Source organism: Thermocatellispora tengchongensis (assembly GCF_014202315.1).
GTDB classification, from domain to species: Bacteria; Actinomycetota; Actinomycetes; order Streptosporangiales; family Streptosporangiaceae; genus Thermocatellispora; species Thermocatellispora tengchongensis.
On the sequence record NZ_JACHGN010000022.1, the window covers coordinates 172544 to 189746 of the forward strand.

Here is a 17203-nt window from a genome sequence, read left to right on the forward strand (position 1 = left end):
CGTCAGGTCGCACCGCGCAGCGTCTCGCGCAGGGCGTCCAGCACCCGGGCGTCCTCGATCGTCGAGGGGACCGGCTCGTCGGCCCCCTCGGCGATCCCGCGCATGGTCTTGCGCAGGATCTTGCCCGAGCGGGTCTTGGGCAGCGCGGCCACGATGTCCACCCGCTTGAAGGCGGCCACCGCGCCCACCTGGTCGCGCACGGCCTGGACCAGCTCGGCGCGCAGGGTGGCGGGATCGACCTCGGCCCCGCTCTTGAGCACCACGAACCCCCGCGGCACCTGGCCCTTCAGCTCGTCGGCCACCCCGATGACCGCGCACTCGGCGACCGCCGGGTGGGCCGACAGCACGGCCTCCATCGACCCGGTGGACAGCCGGTGCCCGGCGACGTTGATCACGTCGTCGGTACGGCCCATGACGTACAGGTAGCCGTCCTCGTCCACGTAGCCGCCGTCGCCGGTCAGGTAGTACCCGGGGAACGCGGTCAGGTAGGAGGCGACGTAACGCTCGTCGTCCTGCCACAGCGTCGGCAGCGTGCCGGGCGGCAGCGGCAGCTTGATGCAGATCGCGCCCTCCTCGCCCGGCGCGCACTCCCTGCCGCCGGGGGCCAGGACGCGCACGTCGTAGCCCGGCACCGGCACGGTGGGGGAGCCCGGCTTGATCGGCATCGGGGCGAGGCCGCGCATGTTGGCCGCGACCGGCCAGCCGGTCTCGGTCTGCCACCAGTGGTCCACCACCGGCACGCCCAGCTTCTCCGAGGCCCAGTGGTAGGTGTCGGGGTCCAGCCGCTCGCCGGCCAGGAACAGCGTGCGCAGCGAGGAGATCGCCTCGCGCCGCAGCAGCGTGGCGCCGGGGTCGTCGCGCTTGATCGCCCGGAACGCGGTCGGGGCGGTGAACAGGGCGTTCACGCCGTAGTCGGAGATCACCCGCCAGAACGCGCCCGCGTCGGGGGTGCCGACCGGCTTGCCCTCGTACAGCACGGTCGTCGCGCCGAGCAGCAGCGGGGCGTACACGATGTAGGAGTGGCCGACCACCCAGCCCACGTCGGAGGCGGCCCAGAACACCTCGCCCGGCCGGATGTCGTAGATCGCGCGCATGCTCCACAGCAGCGCCACCGCGTGGCCGCCGTTGTCGCGCACCACGCCCTTCGGCCTGCCGGTCGTGCCGCTGGTGTAGAGGATGTACAGCGGGTCGGTGGCCGCGACCGGCACGCATTCCGCCGGTTCCGCGGCGGCCATCGCCTTGTCCCAGTCCAGGTCGCGCGGGCCCAGCTCGGCGACCGCCTGCTCGCGCTGGAACACCACGCAGCCGTCGGGCCGGTGCTCGGCCAGCTCCAGCGCGGCGTCCACCATCGGCTTGTACGCCACCACCCGCGAGGGCTCGATGCCGCACGAGGCGCACACGATCACCTTGGGCCGGGCGTCGTCGATGCGGATCGCCAGCTCCTTGGGCGCGAAGCCGCCGAAGACCACCGAGTGCACCGCGCCGAGCCGGGCGCAGGCCAGCATCGCGACCACGGCCTCGGGCACCATCGGCATGTAGACGACGACGCGGTCGCCGCGCGCCACGCCCATCGAGCGCAGCACCCCGGCGAACCGGGCCACCTGGTCGCGCAGCTCGCCGTAGGTCAGGGTGCGCCGCGTGCCGGTCACCGGGCTGTCGTAGATCAGCGCCGGCCGGTCGCCGTGGCCGGCCTCCACGTGCCGGTCCAGCGCGTTGTGGCAGGTGTTGAGCTCACCGCCGGGGAACCATCGGTAGAAGGGCGGGTTGCCGGAGTCGAGGACGCGGTCGGGAGCCTTGGTCCAGGTCACGGCCTGGGCGGCCTCGCCCCAGAAACCCTCGGGGTCGTCGATGCTGCGGGCGAACACGTCGGCGTACACCATGCGGCCATCATGCTCCCCGGCGGGCCCGATGGCCATCACCCTCCGTTCAGGCGCACCACGCCGGAGGAGCCGTCCACCGTGACGGGGCTGCCGGTCGCGATGCTGTCGGTGGCGTGCGCGACGCCGACCACGGCCGGGATGCCGTACTCCCTGGCCACCACCGCGCCGTGCGAGTTCGCCCCGCCCATCTCCATCACCAGGCCGCCCGCGGTGAGGAACAGCGGGGTCCAGCCGGGGTCGGTGGACGGGCAGATGAGGATCTCGCCCGGCTCCAGCTTCGCGCCCACCGGGTCGAGCACCACCCGGGCCGGGCCGGTGACCGTGCCGGCGGAGGCGGGCGTGCCGGTCAGGGCGTCCTGTCCCTCTGGGCTCGGGGCCGCCGCCTCGGGGTCGCTGCCGTCGGACAGCAGCACCCGCGGCACCCGCCGCCGTGCCAGTTCGCGCCGGTAGTCCTCGCGCCGGGCCGCCACGACCCCGCGCAGGTCGGCCCGGCCGCCGCGGGCCGCCGCCCGCGCCTCGGGGATCGTGAGGAAGAACACGTCGGCCGGGTCGGCGAGCACGCCGCGCGCGGCCAGCTCCTCGCCCACCGCCGCGAGCTGCCGCCGCGCCGCGGCCAGCACCCGCACGATGAGGAACTTGGGCAGCTCGCGCAGCCCGGCCAGGGCCCGGGTGCGGCGCAGCGCGGCCCGCGCGATCCGTCCCCTCGTGCCGCCGATCCGGCCGCCGATCACCTCGATCATGCGCTCGGCCTCCTCGGCGCCGCGGGCGAAGACGACGTCGGGGGCGCGGGCCGGATCGTCCAGGCGCAGGTAGTTGGCGATCACGCCGAGGACGTGCTCGGGGTCCTCCGACCAGCGCGGCAGGCCGAGGTCGATCTCGGCCACGGCGCGGTCGCCGTAGTCGGCCAGGAACCCGGCCAGCTCGGCGGCCACGACCGGCGGCAGGCCGCCGGAGCGGTGCAGGGCGGCCAACTCGGCGGGCGTGCGGGACAGCAGCGCCTCCGCCGCCGCGGGCTCGGCCCCGATCCGCGCCGCGGCGTGCCACAGCGCGAGGTCCATCTCGGTGGTCACGTTGTGCGGCAGGCCGCGCAGCACCGTCTGCACCTCGTCGCCGGTGACCCGGTCGCCGGCCAGCTTGGCGGCCAGGGCGAGCATCGCGAACCCGGCCGCGGGCGCGGGCAGGATCGCCGGGGCCAGCGGGATGGCCCGCGTGCCCAGCAGCCGCAGCACGTGGTCCAGCCGGGCCTCGGCCGTCGCCCCTGCCGGTGGTCCCGCGGCGAGGTGCGCGTCGAGACGGGCGCGTACGCGGGCGGCGTCGCGGAGCGCGACCCGGGGATCGATCAGGTAGCGGATCGCGCGCGGCGGGACGCGGTGGCGGATCGCGACCCGGGCGACCCGGCGGAGGAACGGCAGCCGGGAGCGGCGCACCACGCTCAGCCGGGGATCGCCGAGCAGGCCGCGCAGCACGACCGCCGACCTGGCCTCCATGAAGTCCAGCACCCGGGGCCACAGCACGCGGCCCACCCGGCTGCGCATCACCCCGGTCACGTCCACGAACAGCCGGCCGCCCGCCTCGGCGAACGCGGGCGGCCCGGCCAGGGGGTCGGTGGGCGGGAAGCCGGCCTCCGCCGCCGCCGCGCTCGCAAGCACCCGGAACGCCGAGACGCCCATGGGCGTGATCGGGCGGTACAGGCCCTGCGCCACGGAGAAGCACAGGTAGACCCGCAGCCCGTCCTGCCCCTCGGGCACCGGGTGGAGCGTGGTGATCGGGCGGGCCTGGGTCAGCCAGATCCGCCCGGCGCCGTCGATCGCCCACTCGATGTCCTGCGGCGCGCCGTACAGGGTCTCGACCCTGGCGCCCAGGCGGGCCAGGGCGAGCACTTGGTCGTCGTCCAGGCAGGCGCCGGCGGGCGCGCCGCCTGTGACGCGCTCGACGCCGCCGCCGGGCAGCGGGCGTACGGACAGGGCCTTGTCGCCCGTACGGCGCTCCAGCACCCGGCCGATGCCCCTGTCCCCCACGAAGATGCCCATGTCCACCACGAAGCGGTCGGGGTTCACGGCGCCGGAGACGACCGCCTCGCCCAGGCCGGGCGCGGCCTCGATCACGGCCTGCCGCCTGCGCCCGGTCACCGGGTCGGCGGTGAACATCACCCCGGCCACCTCGGCCGGGACCATCTCCTGGACCACCACCGCCAGGCGTACGGAACCGTGGTCGATGCCGTTGGCCGCGCGGTAGGCGACCGCGCGGTCGCTCCACAGCGAGGCCCAGCACCGGCGTACGGCGTCGGCCACGGCGCCGGGGCCGGCCACGTTGAGGAAGGTGTCCTGCTGCCCGGCGAAACTGGCCTGCGGCAGGTCCTCCGCCGTCGCCGAGGAGCGCACGGCCACCGGGCCGCGCACCCGCTCGCGCAGGGCCAGGAGCACCGGCTCGGGCACCGGCGCCGCGAGCAGCGACTCGCGGGCCCGCGCCGCGAGCGCCGGCCCGTCCAGGCCGCCGGCCAGGAGCGCGTCCAGGCCCGCCGCCGACGCCACCTCCCGGTACGCATCGGTGGTGACGACGAACCCGGGCGGGACCGGCAGCCCCGCCCGCAGCAGGACCCCGAGGTTGACGGCCTTGCCGCCGGCCTCGTCGAGCATGTCCGCGCCGACCTCGGCGAGGTCGGCCACAACCCTCATGAACCCGACGTTAACCGGGCGCCCCGATTAAGTCAACGAGTGATGAAATCTTGGAGACGCCCGGCTCACAGCCAGGCGACGGTCACCTTGGACACCTCGGCGGCCGGCTCGGGGCCGGGCGCGGGACGCGCGACGCGGGTCGCGGCCTCCTCGGCGGAACGGCGGGCCTCCTCCGCGGCCCGGCGTGAGCGGTGGGCCTCCCACAGGGCGGCGGCGGTCACCGTGGTGGCCACGAAGGACAGGATCATGCTGGGGGTGTCGATTTCCACGCCCGTCATCGTAGGGACGCCCCCCGGCCCGGCCCCCCGGATCTCCCGAGCCTTTACGCGCGGGCTCAGGTCCCGGGCTCAGGCCGCCGGCTCGGCTCTCGCGCTCAGGGCGCGGCTCAGGTCCCGGGCTGAGGCCGCCGGTTCGGCTCTCGCGCTCGGGCCGCCGGCTCAGGTCCCGGGCTCGGGTCCCGGGCTCAGGTCATGGTCTTGCCGCCGTTGACGGCCAGGCGCTGGCCGGTGATGTAGCGGGCGCCGGGGGAGGCGAGGAAGGCCACCGCCTCCGCCACGTCGGCCGGCACGCCCATGTGGCCCAGGGCCACTCCGGCGAGGTAGGGGGCGGTGTCCTCGTCGGTCACCTCGCCGTGGCGCTCCACCGGGATCCAGCCGGGCTCGACCGTGTTCACGGTGATGCCCAGGGGGCCCAGCTCCCGCGCCCAGGAGCGGGTCAGGCCGTGCATCGCGGCCTTGGCCGAGACGTAGTGGCTCATCTCGGGGTTGCCCAGGTCGGTGACCTCGCTGCCCACGTTGACGATCCGGCCGCCGCCCGCCGCGCGCATGGCGGGCAGCACGGCCTGTAGCAGCAGCAGCGGCGCCTTGACGAAGAAGCGGAGCTGGGCCAGATGGTCCTCCCAGGTGAGCTTCTCCACCGGGATCGTCGGCTGCGGCCCGGTCGCGTTGTTGACCAGCAGGGCGATCGGGCCGGCGCGGTCGGTGATCTCGGCGACGGCATCGCGCACGGCGTCCTCGTCGGTCACGTCGAAGCGCGCCACGTGCGCCGCGCCGCCCGCCGCGGCGATGCGGCCGGCCACGGCGGTGGCGCCAGCCGTGTCGTGGGCGTAGTTCACCGCCACGTGCCAGCCGTCGGCGGCCAGCCGCTCGGCGATGACCGCGCCGAGCCCGCGCGATGCGCCGGTCACCAGCGCGGTGCCTCGCGCGCCGGCCTTGGGGGATTCGTCCACGCCGCACTCCTTGTCGCTGTCGGGATGTCGGTCACATCGTGCCAAAAGCGGCGGGCCGACGGCGGCATGGGGACGGCGGCGTGGGGACGTACCCGGGCCTCAGACCTTGGCGGCGGCGGCGCGGCGGGCGGCGCGGCGCTCGACGAACCGGGACGCGGTGACCTCCAGCCGCTCCAGGAACGCGGCCAGCTCCTCGCGGGCCTTCTCGCCCTCGGGCCCGAGGTCGGTCAGCTCGAACACCTTCCACTGCCGCAGCACCGGCATGAGGACGTCGTCGATGTGCAGGCGCAGGTCGTAGATGCCCTCGTGGGCGATGACCATCGCCTTGCGGCTGAAGCCCTCGATGCTCGCGCCCGGCATCTGGAAGGTGGTGACCACGTCGGTCACGGCGCGCATCGCCTGGTCGGGGGCCACCTCCAGGGCCGCGCCGAGCAGGTTGCGGTAGAAGAGCATGTGCAGGTTCTCGTCGGCGGCGATCCGGGCGAGCAGCCGCTCGCAGTTGGGCTCGCCGGCCGCCTTGCCGGTGTTGCGGTGCGCGATGCGCGTGGCCAGCTCCTGGAAGGACACGTACGAGAGCTGCTGCAGCATCGTGCCGTACTCGGTGGCGAACCCGGTGCTCATGTGCACCATGCGGGCCCGCTCCAGCGCCACCGGATCGACCGCCCGGGTGACGGTGAGGTAGTCGCGCAGCGCGACGCTGTGCCGGGCCTCCTCGGCCGTCCAGCGGTGCACCCAGGTGCCCCAGGCGCCGTCGCGGCCGAACGTGGTGGCGATCTCGTGGTGGTAGCTCGGCAGGTTGTCCTCGGTGAGCAGGTTGACGATCAGCGAGATCCGGGCCGGCTCGGGCAGCTTGGAGTCGGACTCGGACCACGCCTCACCGCCGAGCACCCCGTCGAAGTCGCGCCCCTCGCTCCACGGCACGTACTCGTGCGGGAACCACTCCTTGGCGACGTTGAGGTGGCGGTCCAGCTCCTGGGCCACCACCGGCTCCAGTTCGTGCAGAAGCTGTGTCTGGCTCAGCACGGCCCTGGACTTCGGCATTCCCGACTCCCCTTCGTACGATCTACGGAACCGTAACCTACGTTACCGTAGCTTCTCGCCGATGGCGTAAGGGGGACAATTCGCCGGGAATTATCCGGTTGGGCGTTTCGCGGTGAGGGACAGCGCGATCAGCAGGACCATGAGCGCGTCGGTGACCAGCAGCAGGCGCTGGAGCAGGCCGTGGTACGCCGGGCCGGCGATCAGATCGGCGAGCGGCGAGCCCGGATGGGCGGCGAGGAAGGCCGCCAGCAGCAGCGCTCCGGCCACGGCGGTGCCCCGGATCGCCACCCGGCGGGGGAACGCCGGGCGGTTGCGGGTCAGCGCCAGCGCCGCGCAGGGCAGGCCGGTGAACACCACGGCCGCGGACCAGCGGTGGATCTCCCCGCCCATGGACGTCACCCCCGGCGTCGGATCGGTGGGGAAGATCGCGGTGAGCACCAGGCCCAGCGCGACCGCCACCAGCAGCACCCGGGTCGCCGCCGTGCGGGCGGGGTCGGCCTGGGCCAGCCCGAAGGTCACCCACAGGCAGCCCATCGCGAGCGCCAGCGTGGCGGCGAGCATCCCGCCGTACGCGCCGGGGTCCAGCGCGTACTCGCTGACCAGGCCGGTGAGCGGGCTGACCGAGGCGGACGCGGCCAGGTGCGCGTACGCCATCGCCCCCAACGCCACGACCGGGCCCGCCGCCCCCAGCCACGCCCACACCCGCAGCGGTCCGAGCGCGGACGCCTCGCCCGGCGCACCGGGCCGCGAGGCCAGGGACGTCATCGCGCCAGCTCCGCGTAGATCGCCTCGAACCGCGCCAGCGACGCCTGGTGGTCGTGCGTGAGCGCGATCTCCCGGCTGGCCGCGCCCATCCGCGCCCGCCCGTCGTCGGAGGTCAGGATCTCGGTGAGGTGCCGGGCCAGGGACAGCACGTCGCCCGGCCGGTACAGGTGGCCGTTCTCGCCCGGGTGGACGAGGTGGGGCAGGGCCATCGCGTCGGCCGCCACCACCGGCAGCCCGCTCGCCATCGCCTCCAGGGTCGCGATGCTCTGCAGCTCCGCCACGCCCGGCATGCAGAAGAGGTCGGCCGCGGCGTACGCCTGCGGCAGCGCCTCGTCCGGGACGAAGCCGAGGAAGCGCACCCGGTCGCCCACGCCGATGCGGTGCGCCAGCCGCTCCAGCTCCTCCCGCTTGGAGCCCGAGCCGACCAGCGCGAGCTGCGCGTCGGTGGTGTTGAGCACGTGCGGCAGCGCCCGGATCGGCTCGTCGAGGCGCTTCTCCTCGTCCAGCCGCCCCACGAACAGCACGGTCGGCCGGTCCGGCAGGTCGAACAGCTTGCGCGCCCATGCCTTCGGCTCGGCGAAGGGGTGGAAGCGCGACAGGTCGATGCCGCAGGAGACCGCCTCCACCTCGCGCGCGAAGCCCTTCTCGGCCAGGAGCCCGGCGGCGATGCGGGTCGGCGTGGTGACGTGGTCGGCCCGGGAGAAGATCCGCCGGAAGTCCCGCCAGGCCAGGTCGCCCGCCTTGGCGCGCAGCCGCGCGGGGATGTGCGCGAACTGGAACAGGTTGTCGGGCATGAAGTGGTTGGTCGCCACCACCGGCACCCCGGCCCGCCGCGCCGCCGCGACGGCCGCCCGGCCCACCACGAAGTGGCCCTGCGTGTGCACCACGTCCGGCGCGATGGCCGAGACGTACACGTCGAGCCGGGTCGGCACCGAGACGCGCATGGTCGGGTGCACCATCAGCCGGGCCGAGCGCAGGCGGTGCACCAGCACGCCCTCCACCCGCTCGGTGCGGGCCTTGCCGTCGTCGGAGGCGCACACCACGTGCACGTCGTTGCCTCGCGCGGCCAGGCCGGTGGCCAGCCGGTGGGTGAAGTACGCGGCGCCGTTCACGTCCGGCGGGTAGGTGTCGGTCGCGATCATCACCCGGCGCGGCCGTTCGGCGGCGGGGGCGGGGGCGGCGTCGAGCCGGGCGGCTTCGGTGGGGAGGGGCAGCACCATCGGTGGGACTCCAGGTTCGGTGAAGATGGGTCGTCAGCGGGTCAAGGGGGTCGTTCTGGCCAGGGCGAAGGTGCCCGCGGCGGTCAGCACGGCCGCCACGGCGGCCGTGACCGTGCCGGTGAGGCCGGTGGGCAGGGGCTCGTCCAGCAGCAGCGCGCCGAACGCGATGGCCGTCAGCGGGTCGGCGAGCTGGAGGGTGGCGAAGGAGACGCCGAAGTGGCCCACGGCGTACGCGCGTTGCAGCAGCGCCAGGGCGATCAGCAGCGGGGCGGGCAGCGCCAGGAGGAACCACCACTCCCAGGCGCCGTCCACCAGCACCCGGGTCAGCGTCGCGGCTGCGCCGTAGAGCACGCCCGCGCTCATCGCGAGCAGCCCGGCCCGCCACGACGGGTTCGCCCCCCGCGCCGCGCCCCACAGCATCAGCGCCACCAGCGCGGCCACGCCGAGCAGGATCACCGCGTCCGGCGTGCTCAGGCTGGGCGAGCCCGTCGGCGCGGGCACGATCAGCACCAGGCCGATCAGGCCCGAGCTGACCACCGCCGCCGCGGCCAGCTCGCCGCGCGCCGGCTTGCGGCCGTGCAGCGCGGCGGCGATCGGCAGCGCGAACAGCAGGCTCGCCACGCCCATCGGCTGCACGATCGTGAGCGGGCCCAGGCTCAGCGCCAGGATGTGCAGCACGCCGCCCGCGGCGATGGACACGCCGCCGAGCAGCCACCGTGGCCGCCTGACCAGGGCGGTCAGTCCGGGGCGCTCCGCCCGCACGGCCTCGTACTGCTGCACCGCCGCGCCGAGGGCGAACAGCAGCGAGCCCAGCAGGGCCACGCCGGCCGCGAGCACGGTCGTTGCGGTCACCGGGGACTCCTTTCCGCAGCCCTCACCTGCATGAAGACATGGCGAGATGGCCGGAACACCTCATGCGGGCGTCCGGTAACGAACGTTCAGTGGACTAGTGCCAGCCTGTCGGCGCACGCTGCCTCAGGGCCATAGGGGATCACCCTGAGAGCCCTGGGAGTTCTCTTAGAGACCCCCCGAGAGACCCCCAAGGGGGGTCAGGGAGATTCCGTAGGGGGAGTCAGGGGTCGGAGGTCGCCAGCGCGGGCAGTTCGTCGCCGTCGCCGGTGCGGGGGGAACGGGCGGCGCGGCGCTTGCGGACGTACCGGATGATCTCCACGACGGTGGTGACCGTGAGCGCGATGCCCAGCCCGAGCAGCAGGCCCTTGATCGGGTCGTTCTCGAAGGCCAGCCCGCCGAGGTAACCCACCATGGCGGAGTAGACGGCCCACGAGCCCGCGGCGAGGGTGTCGAAGAAGGCGAAGGAGCGCGCGGGGTAGCCGACCGCGCCCATGGTCATCGTGGTGGCGGTCCTGCCGCCGGGGATGTAGCGGGCGACGACCAGCACCAGGCCGCCGCGCTCGGCCAGCGCCCGCTCGGCCCAGGCGAACGCCTTGTGCCGGCGGGTGCCGGGTCTCAGCCGGGCCCGCAGCCGCGAGCCGCCCAGGCGGCCGATGGCGTACGAGACGTGGTCCCCGGCGAACGCGCCGAGGGCCGCGGCCGCCACCACGCCGAACAGGTTGGGATCGCCGGCCGCGGCGAACACGCCCGCGGTGATCACCGAGGTCTCGCTCGGCACCGCGGGGAAGAAACCATCGATCAGCGACACCGCGAACAGCGCCAGGTAGACCCATGGGGAGGTCATCACCTGGTGCAGCAGGTCGAGGATTACGTCTGTCATCACCGGCTCTCCGGGTGGTCGGGTGGAATCACCACCCGAACTCTCCCGTCGGGCCGTGGCCGCGGACCATCGGGGATCGCCCCCAAAGCGGGGTCAGGTGTCCCCGGCGCCGGTAAGGGTCAGGCGGCCGCCGTGATCGCCTTGGGGGCGTCGTGGTGCAGCCGCGACAGCACGCGCCGGAAGGCGTAGATCGACACGCCGATCGCCAGTCCGCTGATCACCGCCACGGCGGCGGTGCGCACCAGGAGGTAGGTGCCGATGGACTGGTGCAGCAGCAGCCAGATGCTCACCGTGGAGTTGGCCAGCAGCACGAACGCCCACAGCAGCGTGATGCGGGCGAAGAAGCGGCGTACGCGCTCGTGGCGCAGCACCGCGTTGGGCAGGTGGATGTAGTCGAGGGTGAGCCTTTGCACCAGGGGCCGGCGCAGCCGCACCGAGGCGAGGAAGGCCATGCTGATGCAGATCGTGCCCAGCTCGGGCTGCAGGAAGTACACCACGGCGCTGCCGGTCCACAGGCCGAGCAGCGCGCGTGCGGTGATCGCTATCGCGGCGAGCACCATCGTGCCCGGCACCCTACGGCGGCGCACCAGCCGCCAGGCCACCCCGGCGTAGACCCAGGAGACCGCGGCGATCAGGGCCCCGTTGAGGCCGAGCAGGGCGAGAGCGGCGTAGAACACGGCCAGCGGTGCGACCACGCCTTCGAGCAACCGGGGCACCGCCTGCCTGGCGAGTGCGGTCAGGCGGGGCAGGGTGACTGGCGGATGATTCAAGACTGCTCCGTAAGACGGCCGAACAGCCGGTGCGCGCGAGGCACCGGCGACTACCCGGTTATTCGGTTTTCACACGTGGGTGGAAGGTCTCGCCAGGGTTACGGCATAGTAACGCTGGAGTCGCGAGAACGCGCTGCTGAGCAACCGTACCTGAGCTACGGACTGATCACCGCACTTCCCGGCAAATTAGTTCTGTCCACGCAAAATGGCTCCCCGGGAGCCGGTAGAGGTACGCACCCGCACGGGGCAAGGTTCAGCCCAGGCTGGTCGTCGCCAGCTTGGCCCCGAAGCCCAGGAACAGCGCGCCGACCCCGGAGGTGAGCCCCGCCGACAGCTTGCGGCGCTTGCGGAACTGCGAGGCCAGGAAGGTGCCGCTGAAGATCAGCGCCGACAGGTAGAGCACGCTGAAGAACTGGCAGATCGCCCCCAGCACGAGGAACGACAGCGCCGGAGCGCCGTAGCCCGGGTCCACGAACTGGATGAAGAACGACACGAAGAACAAGATCGCCTTGGGGTTGAGCAGGCTGATCGTCAACGCCTTGCGGAACGGCGCCGCGCCCGCCGGCTCCTCCCCGGCGACCGCCCCCTCACCGGCCGGGCTCCGCCAGGCCCGCCAGGCGCCCCGGATCATCTGGAACCCGATCCAGGCGAGATAGCCCGCCCCGGCGTACTTCACGATCGCGAACAGCACCGGCGTCGAGCGCAGCAGCGACGCGGCCCCCGCGGCGGCCAGCACCATGAGCACCGTGTCGCCGAGGAACACCCCGGCCGCGGCCTGATACCCCTGCCGCACCCCGCGCTGCGCGGCGGTGGACAGCACGAACAACGAGTTCGGCCCGGGCAGCAGAATGATCAGGAACGCGCCCACCACATAGGTCCACAGATCAGTGATGCCGAAGTACATATGGCGCCGCCACCCTCAACGCAACCCCAACGACCACCCGGTCACGGTACATGACACCCTGCCCCGCCTCCAGACCGCACCGGCCCCCTCGGCTCCAGGGCAGGCACGGTACGACCCGGGCCGGCGCCGGCATGGCCTGAGCCCGGCCCGCGGCGGGCCGTGGTCCAGTACTCCTGGCGACTCCTGGCGACTTCTAGCGCCGCTGGGGGACGCGGACGGTCTCCACCCAGGCGGGCGGGAGCGGCGGGTCCTCGCCGACCAGGGCGGCGATCAGGCGGCAGGTCTCCGGCTCGTCCGGCCAGGGGGTGAAGCCGTCGGTGAGGACGATCACGACCTGCGGACGCTCGCGGGCGGCCAGGGCCCGCCGGCCAGGACGGTGCGCCAGTCCACGACCGGCTCCAGGACCTCCTCGGCCCACCGCCGCCATCCGGCGGGCAGGTCGCCCCGGCCGCGCACGTGCGCCCGCATCGCCTGGGCGGTGTGCCGGCGCATGGCCTCCGCCTCGACCGGGCTCATCCCCTCGCCGCCGCCCTCCTCCCACGGACGCGGCTCGCCGTGCGCGCCCGAGCCGCAGTCGCACTCGTTCAGGAAGCGCGGCAGGCCGCATCCGGCCCACGGCGAGGAGCGGGGCACGCCAAGTGCGTACCCCGTCCGGGAGAAGCCGGCGAGGGGACGCCACACCCGCGCCCAGATCCCGGCCCTCACCCCCATCCCGCCCTCGGCAAGATCCCCCGTTCTCCGGAGACCCGGCGATGGGCGGCCCCGCCGTTGCCCGCGGCGCTGGAGATCCTCCTTGAGTAGGAGGAGTCGAACGATATATCGCGATATGTTGTGGATAGGTCAGAACAGGCGGTGAGAACAGTAGGGAGGGCTGTGATGCCATCGGCGACCAGGGCCGGGCGCGTGTTGCGGGAGCGGATCTTCGTGGCCGGGGTGATCGGGGCGGTCGAGTGGATGACGCCGCGGATGCGGCGGGTGCGGGTCGTGGGGCCCGCCATCGGGGGGTTGAGGTGGACGCCGGGGCAGCATGTTCGGTTGGTGGTCAACGACCTGTTCAACGCCCGGACCTGGCTGACGGGGGCGGTGCGTGACGCGCTGCGGACGTACTCGGTGTGGGATCTCGATCCGACGTGGGAGGCGCTGGATCTGGTGATGCTGGATCACGGCGGGGACTCGCCGGGGGCCGCGTGGCTGCGGGCGGCGGAGGTGGGGCAGGAGGTGTCCTTCACCCGGCCGCAGGGCGGGTTCACGGTGCGGGCCGGGGCGCCGTACCACCTGTTCGCGGGGGAGGAGACCGCGTCGGTGGCGTTCGGGGCGATGCTGCGGTCGCTGCCCGCCTCGGCTCGGGTGTACGGGGCGGTGGAGGCCGGCGCGCCGGAGGACCACCTCGACCTGCCGCGCGGTGAGGACCTGGTGCGGGTCGATCGTCACGGCGCGTCGGCGGCGGACAGCGCGGCGCTGGTGGAGGCGGTGCGGGGGCTCGACCTGCCGGACGAGCCGGGGGTGGCCTATCTGGCCGGTGAGGCCCGGACGATCCAGGCGGTACGCCAACACCTCGTGCGCGAGCGCGGCTGGCGGCGCGGCGATGTGGTGACCAAGCCCTTCTGGACGCCCGGCAGGCGCGGCATGGACTGATCGCCGACGGTCATCGGGATGTCACGGGGCTCGTCCGGATTGGGCGGGCCCCGTAGGCCGTTTTTGGGTCTTGTCAGTGTGTGATGTCAAAGCTACGATCGCGACAACTCTTAGGAAAGTTTCCTAAAAGTAAGGCCAACGCACACGCTGAGGGCTTCATGCGCATCCCCCCGAGAACCATCACCTCCCATCTCGCCGCAGTCCTCGCCGCCCTCCTCGCGCTGGCGGCCGTCCTCGTCCCCGCCGCCCCCGCGAGCGCCGCGTCCGCCACGGCGGTCTTCACCAAGACCTCCGACTGGGGGACCGGGTTCGAGGGCAAGTACGTCATCACCAACGGCACGTCGCAGACGATCAACGGCTGGTCGGTGTCGTTCGACCTGCCCGCCGGGGCGACCGTCAGCTCGTCGTGGGACGCCTCGATGTCCCGCAACGGGCAGCGGTTCACCTTCACCGGCACCTGGAACGGCACGCTGGCGCCGGGCGCGAGCGCGAGCTTCGGCTTCATCGGCAGCCCCGGCTCGGCCACGCCGTCCAACTGCACGCTCAACGGCGCGTCCTGCACCGACGGCGGGACCGGCCCTCAGCCGGGCGTCCCGGGCAAGCCGGGAACGCCGTCGGCCACCTCCACGTCGTCGTCGATCACGCTCTCGTGGGGCGCGTCGAGCGGCACGGTCACCGGCTACCGGGTCTACGAGGGCACCGTTGTCAAGGCCACTGTCACGGGCACGAGCGCGACCATCTCCGGCCTGGCCGCCTGCAGCTCGCACACCTACACCGTCAAGGCGTACAACGCGCAGGGCGAGTCGGCCGCCAGCGACTCCGTGACCGGCACGACCACAGGGTGCACCGGAGGCGGCGGGCCGCTGCCGGCGCACTTCCTCACCGGCTACTGGCACAACTTCGTCAACGCGGCCGTGGAGATGAGACTCGCCGCGGTCCCCGACGAGTACGACCTGGTGGCCGTGGCCTTCGCCGAGGCCACGTCCACCCCCGGCGAGCTGACCTTCCAGCTCGACCCGCAGCTCGCCGCCGCCGTCGGCGGCTACACCGACGCCCAGTTCCGGGCCGACATCCAGGCGCTGCACGCCCGCGGCAAGAAGGTGATCCTGTCGGTCGGCGGCGAGCTGGGCCGGGTCCAGGTCGCCAGCTCCCAGGCCGCGACCGCCTTCGCCGACAGCGCGTACGCCCTGATGCGGAGCTACGGCTTCGACGGGGTGGACATCGACCTGGAGAACGGGCTCAACCCCACCTACATGGCCGAGGCGCTACGGCAGCTCCGCGCCAAGGCGGGCCCGGACCTGATCATCACGATGGCGCCGCAGACCCTCGACATGCATTCCACGCAGGGCAGCTACTTCCAGCTCGCGCTCGCGATCAAGGACATCCTCACGGTCGTCCACACCCAGTACTACAACTCCGGCCCGATGCTCGGCTGCGACCAGAACCAGGCGTACAGCCAGGGCAACGTCAACTTCCTGGTCGCGCTGGCCTGCAACCAACTGGAGAACGGGCTGCGCCCGGACCAGGTAGCGCTCGGCCTGCCCGCGGGCCCCGGCGCCGCCGGCGGCGGCGTGGTCGCCCCGTCCGTGGTCAACAACGCGCTGGACTGCCTGACCAAGCGGGTCAACTGCGGCAGCTTCGTGCCGCCGCGCACCTATCCCGGCATCCGCGGCGCGATGACCTGGTCGATCAACTGGGACGCCGCCAACGGCTGGAGCTTCAGCAAGACCGTCAAGCCGCACCTGTCCACCCTTCCCTGACCCCCCGAGGGAGCACGATGAGATTCCGCTTCAGACTCCGCCGTACGGCGACGGCCGTACTCGCCGCGCTCGCGCTCACCTGCGCCGGTCTCGTCACCGCCGCTCCGGCCTCGGCCGCCTCGGCGACCGCGGTCTTCACCAAGACCTCGGAGTGGGGGACCGGGTTCGAGGGCAAGTACGTCATCACCAATGGCACGTCGCAGACGATCAACGGCTGGTCGGTGTCGTTCGACCTGCCCGCCGGGGCGACCGTCAGCTCGTCGTGGGACGCCTCGATGTCCCGCAACGGGCAGCGGTTCACCTTCACCGGCACCTGGAACGGCACGCTGGCGCCGGGCGCGAGCGCGAGCTTCGGCTTCATCGGCAGCCCCGGCTCGGCCACGCCGTCCAACTGCACCCTGAACGGCGCCTCCTGTGACGGCGGCGGCAACCCCGACCCGGGCGCGCCCGGCACTCCCGGTACGCCGTCGGTGACCGGCACCACCAACAGCAGCATCTCGCTGTCGTGGGGCGCGTCCAGCGGCACCGTCACCGGATACCGCGTCTACGAGGGCACGGCGGTGCGCGCCACCGTCAGCGGCACCAGCGCCACCATCTCCGGCCTGGCCGCCTGCACCTCGCACACCTACACCGTCAAGGCGTACAACGCGCAGGGCGAGTCGGCGGCGAGCGCGCAGGTCACCGGGACCACCACCGGGTGCCCCAGCGGCGGTGGCAAGATGCCCGGCGCGCCGTACCTCTACATGGGCTGGGGCAACCCGCCGAGCCCGGCCACGGTGATGAGCGCGACCGGGGTGAAGTCCTTCACCATGGCGTTCATCCTGTCCAGCGGCGGCTGCACCCCCGCCTGGGACGGCAACCGGCCGCTGACCGGCGGCGCCGACGCCGCGGCGATCCAGCAGATCAAGGCCGCGGGCGGCAGCGTGCAGATCTCCTTCGGCGGCTGGCAGGGCAACAAGCTCGGCCCGAACTGCGCGACGCCCGAGGCGTTCGCGGGCGCGGTGCAGCAGGTCATCAACGCGGTCGGCCCGGCGGTGGTGGACTTCGACATCGAGAACACCGACGAGTTCGAGAACTACACCGTGCAGGACCGCATCCTGAACGGCCTGAAGATCGTCAAGGCGAACAACCCGAACGTCAAGGTCGTCGTCACCTTCGGCACCACCCGCACCGGCCCGAACGCGCACGGCATCCGGCTGATCAACCAGGCCAAGGCGCTGAACGTGCCGATCGACAACTTCACGATCATGCCGTTCGACTTCGGCAGCTCCAACATCTACCAGGACACCGTCAACGCGGCCGAGGGCCTGAAGAACGCGCTGAAGGCGGCGTACGGGTGGAACGACGCCACCGCGTACGCGCACATGGGCATCTCGGGCATGAACGGCCTGTCCGACCAGCAGGAGCTGACCACGCCCCAGACCTGGACCCAGATCCGCGACTGGGCCAAGGCCCGCGGCCTGACGCGGCTGGCGTACTGGTCGGTCAACCGTGACCGCGGCTGCCCCGGCGGCGGCGTGACGTCCAACTGCAGCGGCATCGCGCAGAGCGACTGGGAGTTCACCCGCATCACCGCGGGCTTCTGACCCCTCC

General features: G+C 73.1%; 16 protein-coding genes. 3 read left to right on the forward strand and 13 right to left on the reverse strand.

Features of this window, described 5'->3' with window-relative positions; translation table 11 throughout:
- Positions 1 to 2: 2 nt before the first annotated feature.
- The 13 genes from HNP84_RS39535 to HNP84_RS56455 form a co-directional block, all read right to left on the reverse strand.
- Positions 3 to 1916: a propionyl-CoA synthetase gene (locus HNP84_RS39535; protein WP_185055176.1), complete on the reverse strand. Its 1914-nt coding sequence runs from the start codon at positions 1914 to 1916 to the stop codon at positions 3 to 5.
- Entirely contained in the window at positions 1916 to 4555 is a 2640-nt protein-coding gene (locus HNP84_RS39540; RefSeq protein ID WP_185055177.1) for a PEP/pyruvate-binding domain-containing protein, read from the reverse strand. The genes HNP84_RS39535 and HNP84_RS39540 overlap by 1 nt, the downstream gene beginning before the upstream one ends.
- A 65-nt stretch (positions 4556 to 4620) precedes the next feature.
- Positions 4621 to 4824, reverse strand: a complete 204-nt coding sequence (locus HNP84_RS39545) for a hypothetical protein (protein WP_185055178.1) — start codon at positions 4822 to 4824, stop codon at positions 4621 to 4623.
- 194 nt (positions 4825 to 5018) lie between these two features.
- Positions 5019 to 5783, reverse strand: coding sequence for an SDR family oxidoreductase (locus tag HNP84_RS39550; protein WP_185055179.1), 765 nt, complete (start codon positions 5781 to 5783; stop codon positions 5019 to 5021).
- Between the two features lie 99 nt (positions 5784 to 5882).
- Positions 5883 to 6824 carry an acyl-ACP desaturase gene (locus HNP84_RS39555; RefSeq protein ID WP_185055180.1) on the reverse strand — a complete coding sequence of 314 codons (942 nt, stop codon included), beginning with the start codon at positions 6822 to 6824 and terminating at the stop codon, positions 5883 to 5885.
- A gap of 90 nt (positions 6825 to 6914) precedes the next feature.
- Positions 6915 to 7589, reverse strand: coding sequence for a DUF998 domain-containing protein (locus tag HNP84_RS39560; RefSeq protein WP_185055181.1), 675 nt, complete (start codon positions 7587 to 7589; stop codon positions 6915 to 6917).
- Positions 7586 to 8809 carry a glycosyltransferase gene (locus tag HNP84_RS39565; RefSeq protein WP_185055182.1) on the reverse strand — a complete coding sequence of 408 codons (1224 nt, stop codon included), beginning with the start codon at positions 8807 to 8809 and terminating at the stop codon, positions 7586 to 7588. The genes HNP84_RS39560 and HNP84_RS39565 overlap by 4 nt, the downstream gene beginning before the upstream one ends.
- Before the next feature lie 33 nt (positions 8810 to 8842).
- Positions 8843 to 9661: a DMT family transporter gene (locus HNP84_RS39570; protein ID WP_312926782.1), complete on the reverse strand. Its 819-nt coding sequence runs from the start codon at positions 9659 to 9661 to the stop codon at positions 8843 to 8845.
- A 220-nt stretch (positions 9662 to 9881) separates the two neighbouring features.
- Entirely contained in the window at positions 9882 to 10541 is a 660-nt protein-coding gene (locus HNP84_RS39575; protein WP_185055183.1) for a DedA family protein, read from the reverse strand.
- Between the two features lie 119 nt (positions 10542 to 10660).
- The gene (locus HNP84_RS39580) at positions 10661 to 11311 is read right to left on the reverse strand and encodes a VC0807 family protein (RefSeq protein ID WP_185055184.1); all 651 of its coding nucleotides are present in this window, start codon (positions 11309 to 11311) and stop codon (positions 10661 to 10663) included.
- Positions 11312 to 11564: 253 nt separating this feature from the next.
- Positions 11565 to 12215, reverse strand: coding sequence for a leucine efflux protein LeuE (leuE, locus tag HNP84_RS39585; RefSeq protein ID WP_185055185.1), 651 nt, complete (start codon positions 12213 to 12215; stop codon positions 11565 to 11567).
- 193 nt (positions 12216 to 12408) lie between these two features.
- Positions 12409 to 12546 carry a hypothetical protein gene (locus HNP84_RS52120; RefSeq protein WP_221337315.1) on the reverse strand — a complete coding sequence of 46 codons (138 nt, stop codon included), beginning with the start codon at positions 12544 to 12546 and terminating at the stop codon, positions 12409 to 12411.
- Positions 12543 to 12920, reverse strand: a complete 378-nt coding sequence (locus HNP84_RS56455; protein ID WP_221337316.1) for a DUF2201 family putative metallopeptidase — start codon at positions 12918 to 12920, stop codon at positions 12543 to 12545. The genes HNP84_RS52120 and HNP84_RS56455 overlap by 4 nt, the downstream gene beginning before the upstream one ends.
- Positions 12921 to 13091: 171 nt before the next feature.
- Between HNP84_RS56455 and HNP84_RS39595 the strand changes: the two genes are divergently transcribed.
- From HNP84_RS39595 to HNP84_RS39605, 3 genes are all read left to right on the forward strand, one after another.
- On the forward strand, positions 13092 to 13850 hold the full coding sequence (locus HNP84_RS39595; protein ID WP_185055186.1) for a siderophore-interacting protein: 759 nt from the start codon (positions 13092 to 13094) through the stop codon (positions 13848 to 13850).
- A 158-nt stretch (positions 13851 to 14008) separates the two neighbouring features.
- Positions 14009 to 15610 (forward strand): chitinase, encoded by a 1602-nt coding sequence (locus tag HNP84_RS39600; RefSeq protein WP_185055187.1) that lies wholly within the window; start codon positions 14009 to 14011, stop codon positions 15608 to 15610.
- 17 nt (positions 15611 to 15627) lie between these two features.
- Entirely contained in the window at positions 15628 to 17196 is a 1569-nt protein-coding gene (locus tag HNP84_RS39605) for a cellulose binding domain-containing protein (protein ID WP_185055188.1), read from the forward strand.
- Positions 17197 to 17203: the final 7 nt, after the last annotated feature.

Coding starts and splice junctions, on each gene's coding strand:
- HNP84_RS39535 (WP_185055176.1), bottom strand. CDS start 1,916: ATGGCCATCGGGCCCGCCGGGGAGCATGATGGCCGCATGGTGTACGCC.
- leuE (WP_185055185.1), bottom strand. CDS start 12,215: ATGTACTTCGGCATCACTGATCTGTGGACCTATGTGGTGGGCGCGTTC.
- HNP84_RS39575 (WP_185055183.1), bottom strand. CDS start 10,541: ATGACAGACGTAATCCTCGACCTGCTGCACCAGGTGATGACCTCCCCA.
- HNP84_RS39565 (WP_185055182.1), bottom strand. CDS start 8,809: ATGGTGCTGCCCCTCCCCACCGAAGCCGCCCGGCTCGACGCCGCCCCC.
- HNP84_RS39555 (WP_185055180.1), bottom strand. CDS start 6,824: ATGCCGAAGTCCAGGGCCGTGCTGAGCCAGACACAGCTTCTGCACGAA.
- HNP84_RS39560 (WP_185055181.1), bottom strand. CDS start 7,589: ATGACGTCCCTGGCCTCGCGGCCCGGTGCGCCGGGCGAGGCGTCCGCG.
- HNP84_RS39600 (WP_185055187.1), top strand. CDS start 14,009: ATGCGCATCCCCCCGAGAACCATCACCTCCCATCTCGCCGCAGTCCTC.
- HNP84_RS39540 (WP_185055177.1), bottom strand. CDS start 4,555: ATGAGGGTTGTGGCCGACCTCGCCGAGGTCGGCGCGGACATGCTCGAC.
- HNP84_RS39605 (WP_185055188.1), top strand. CDS start 15,628: ATGAGATTCCGCTTCAGACTCCGCCGTACGGCGACGGCCGTACTCGCC.
- HNP84_RS39595 (WP_185055186.1), top strand. CDS start 13,092: ATGCCATCGGCGACCAGGGCCGGGCGCGTGTTGCGGGAGCGGATCTTC.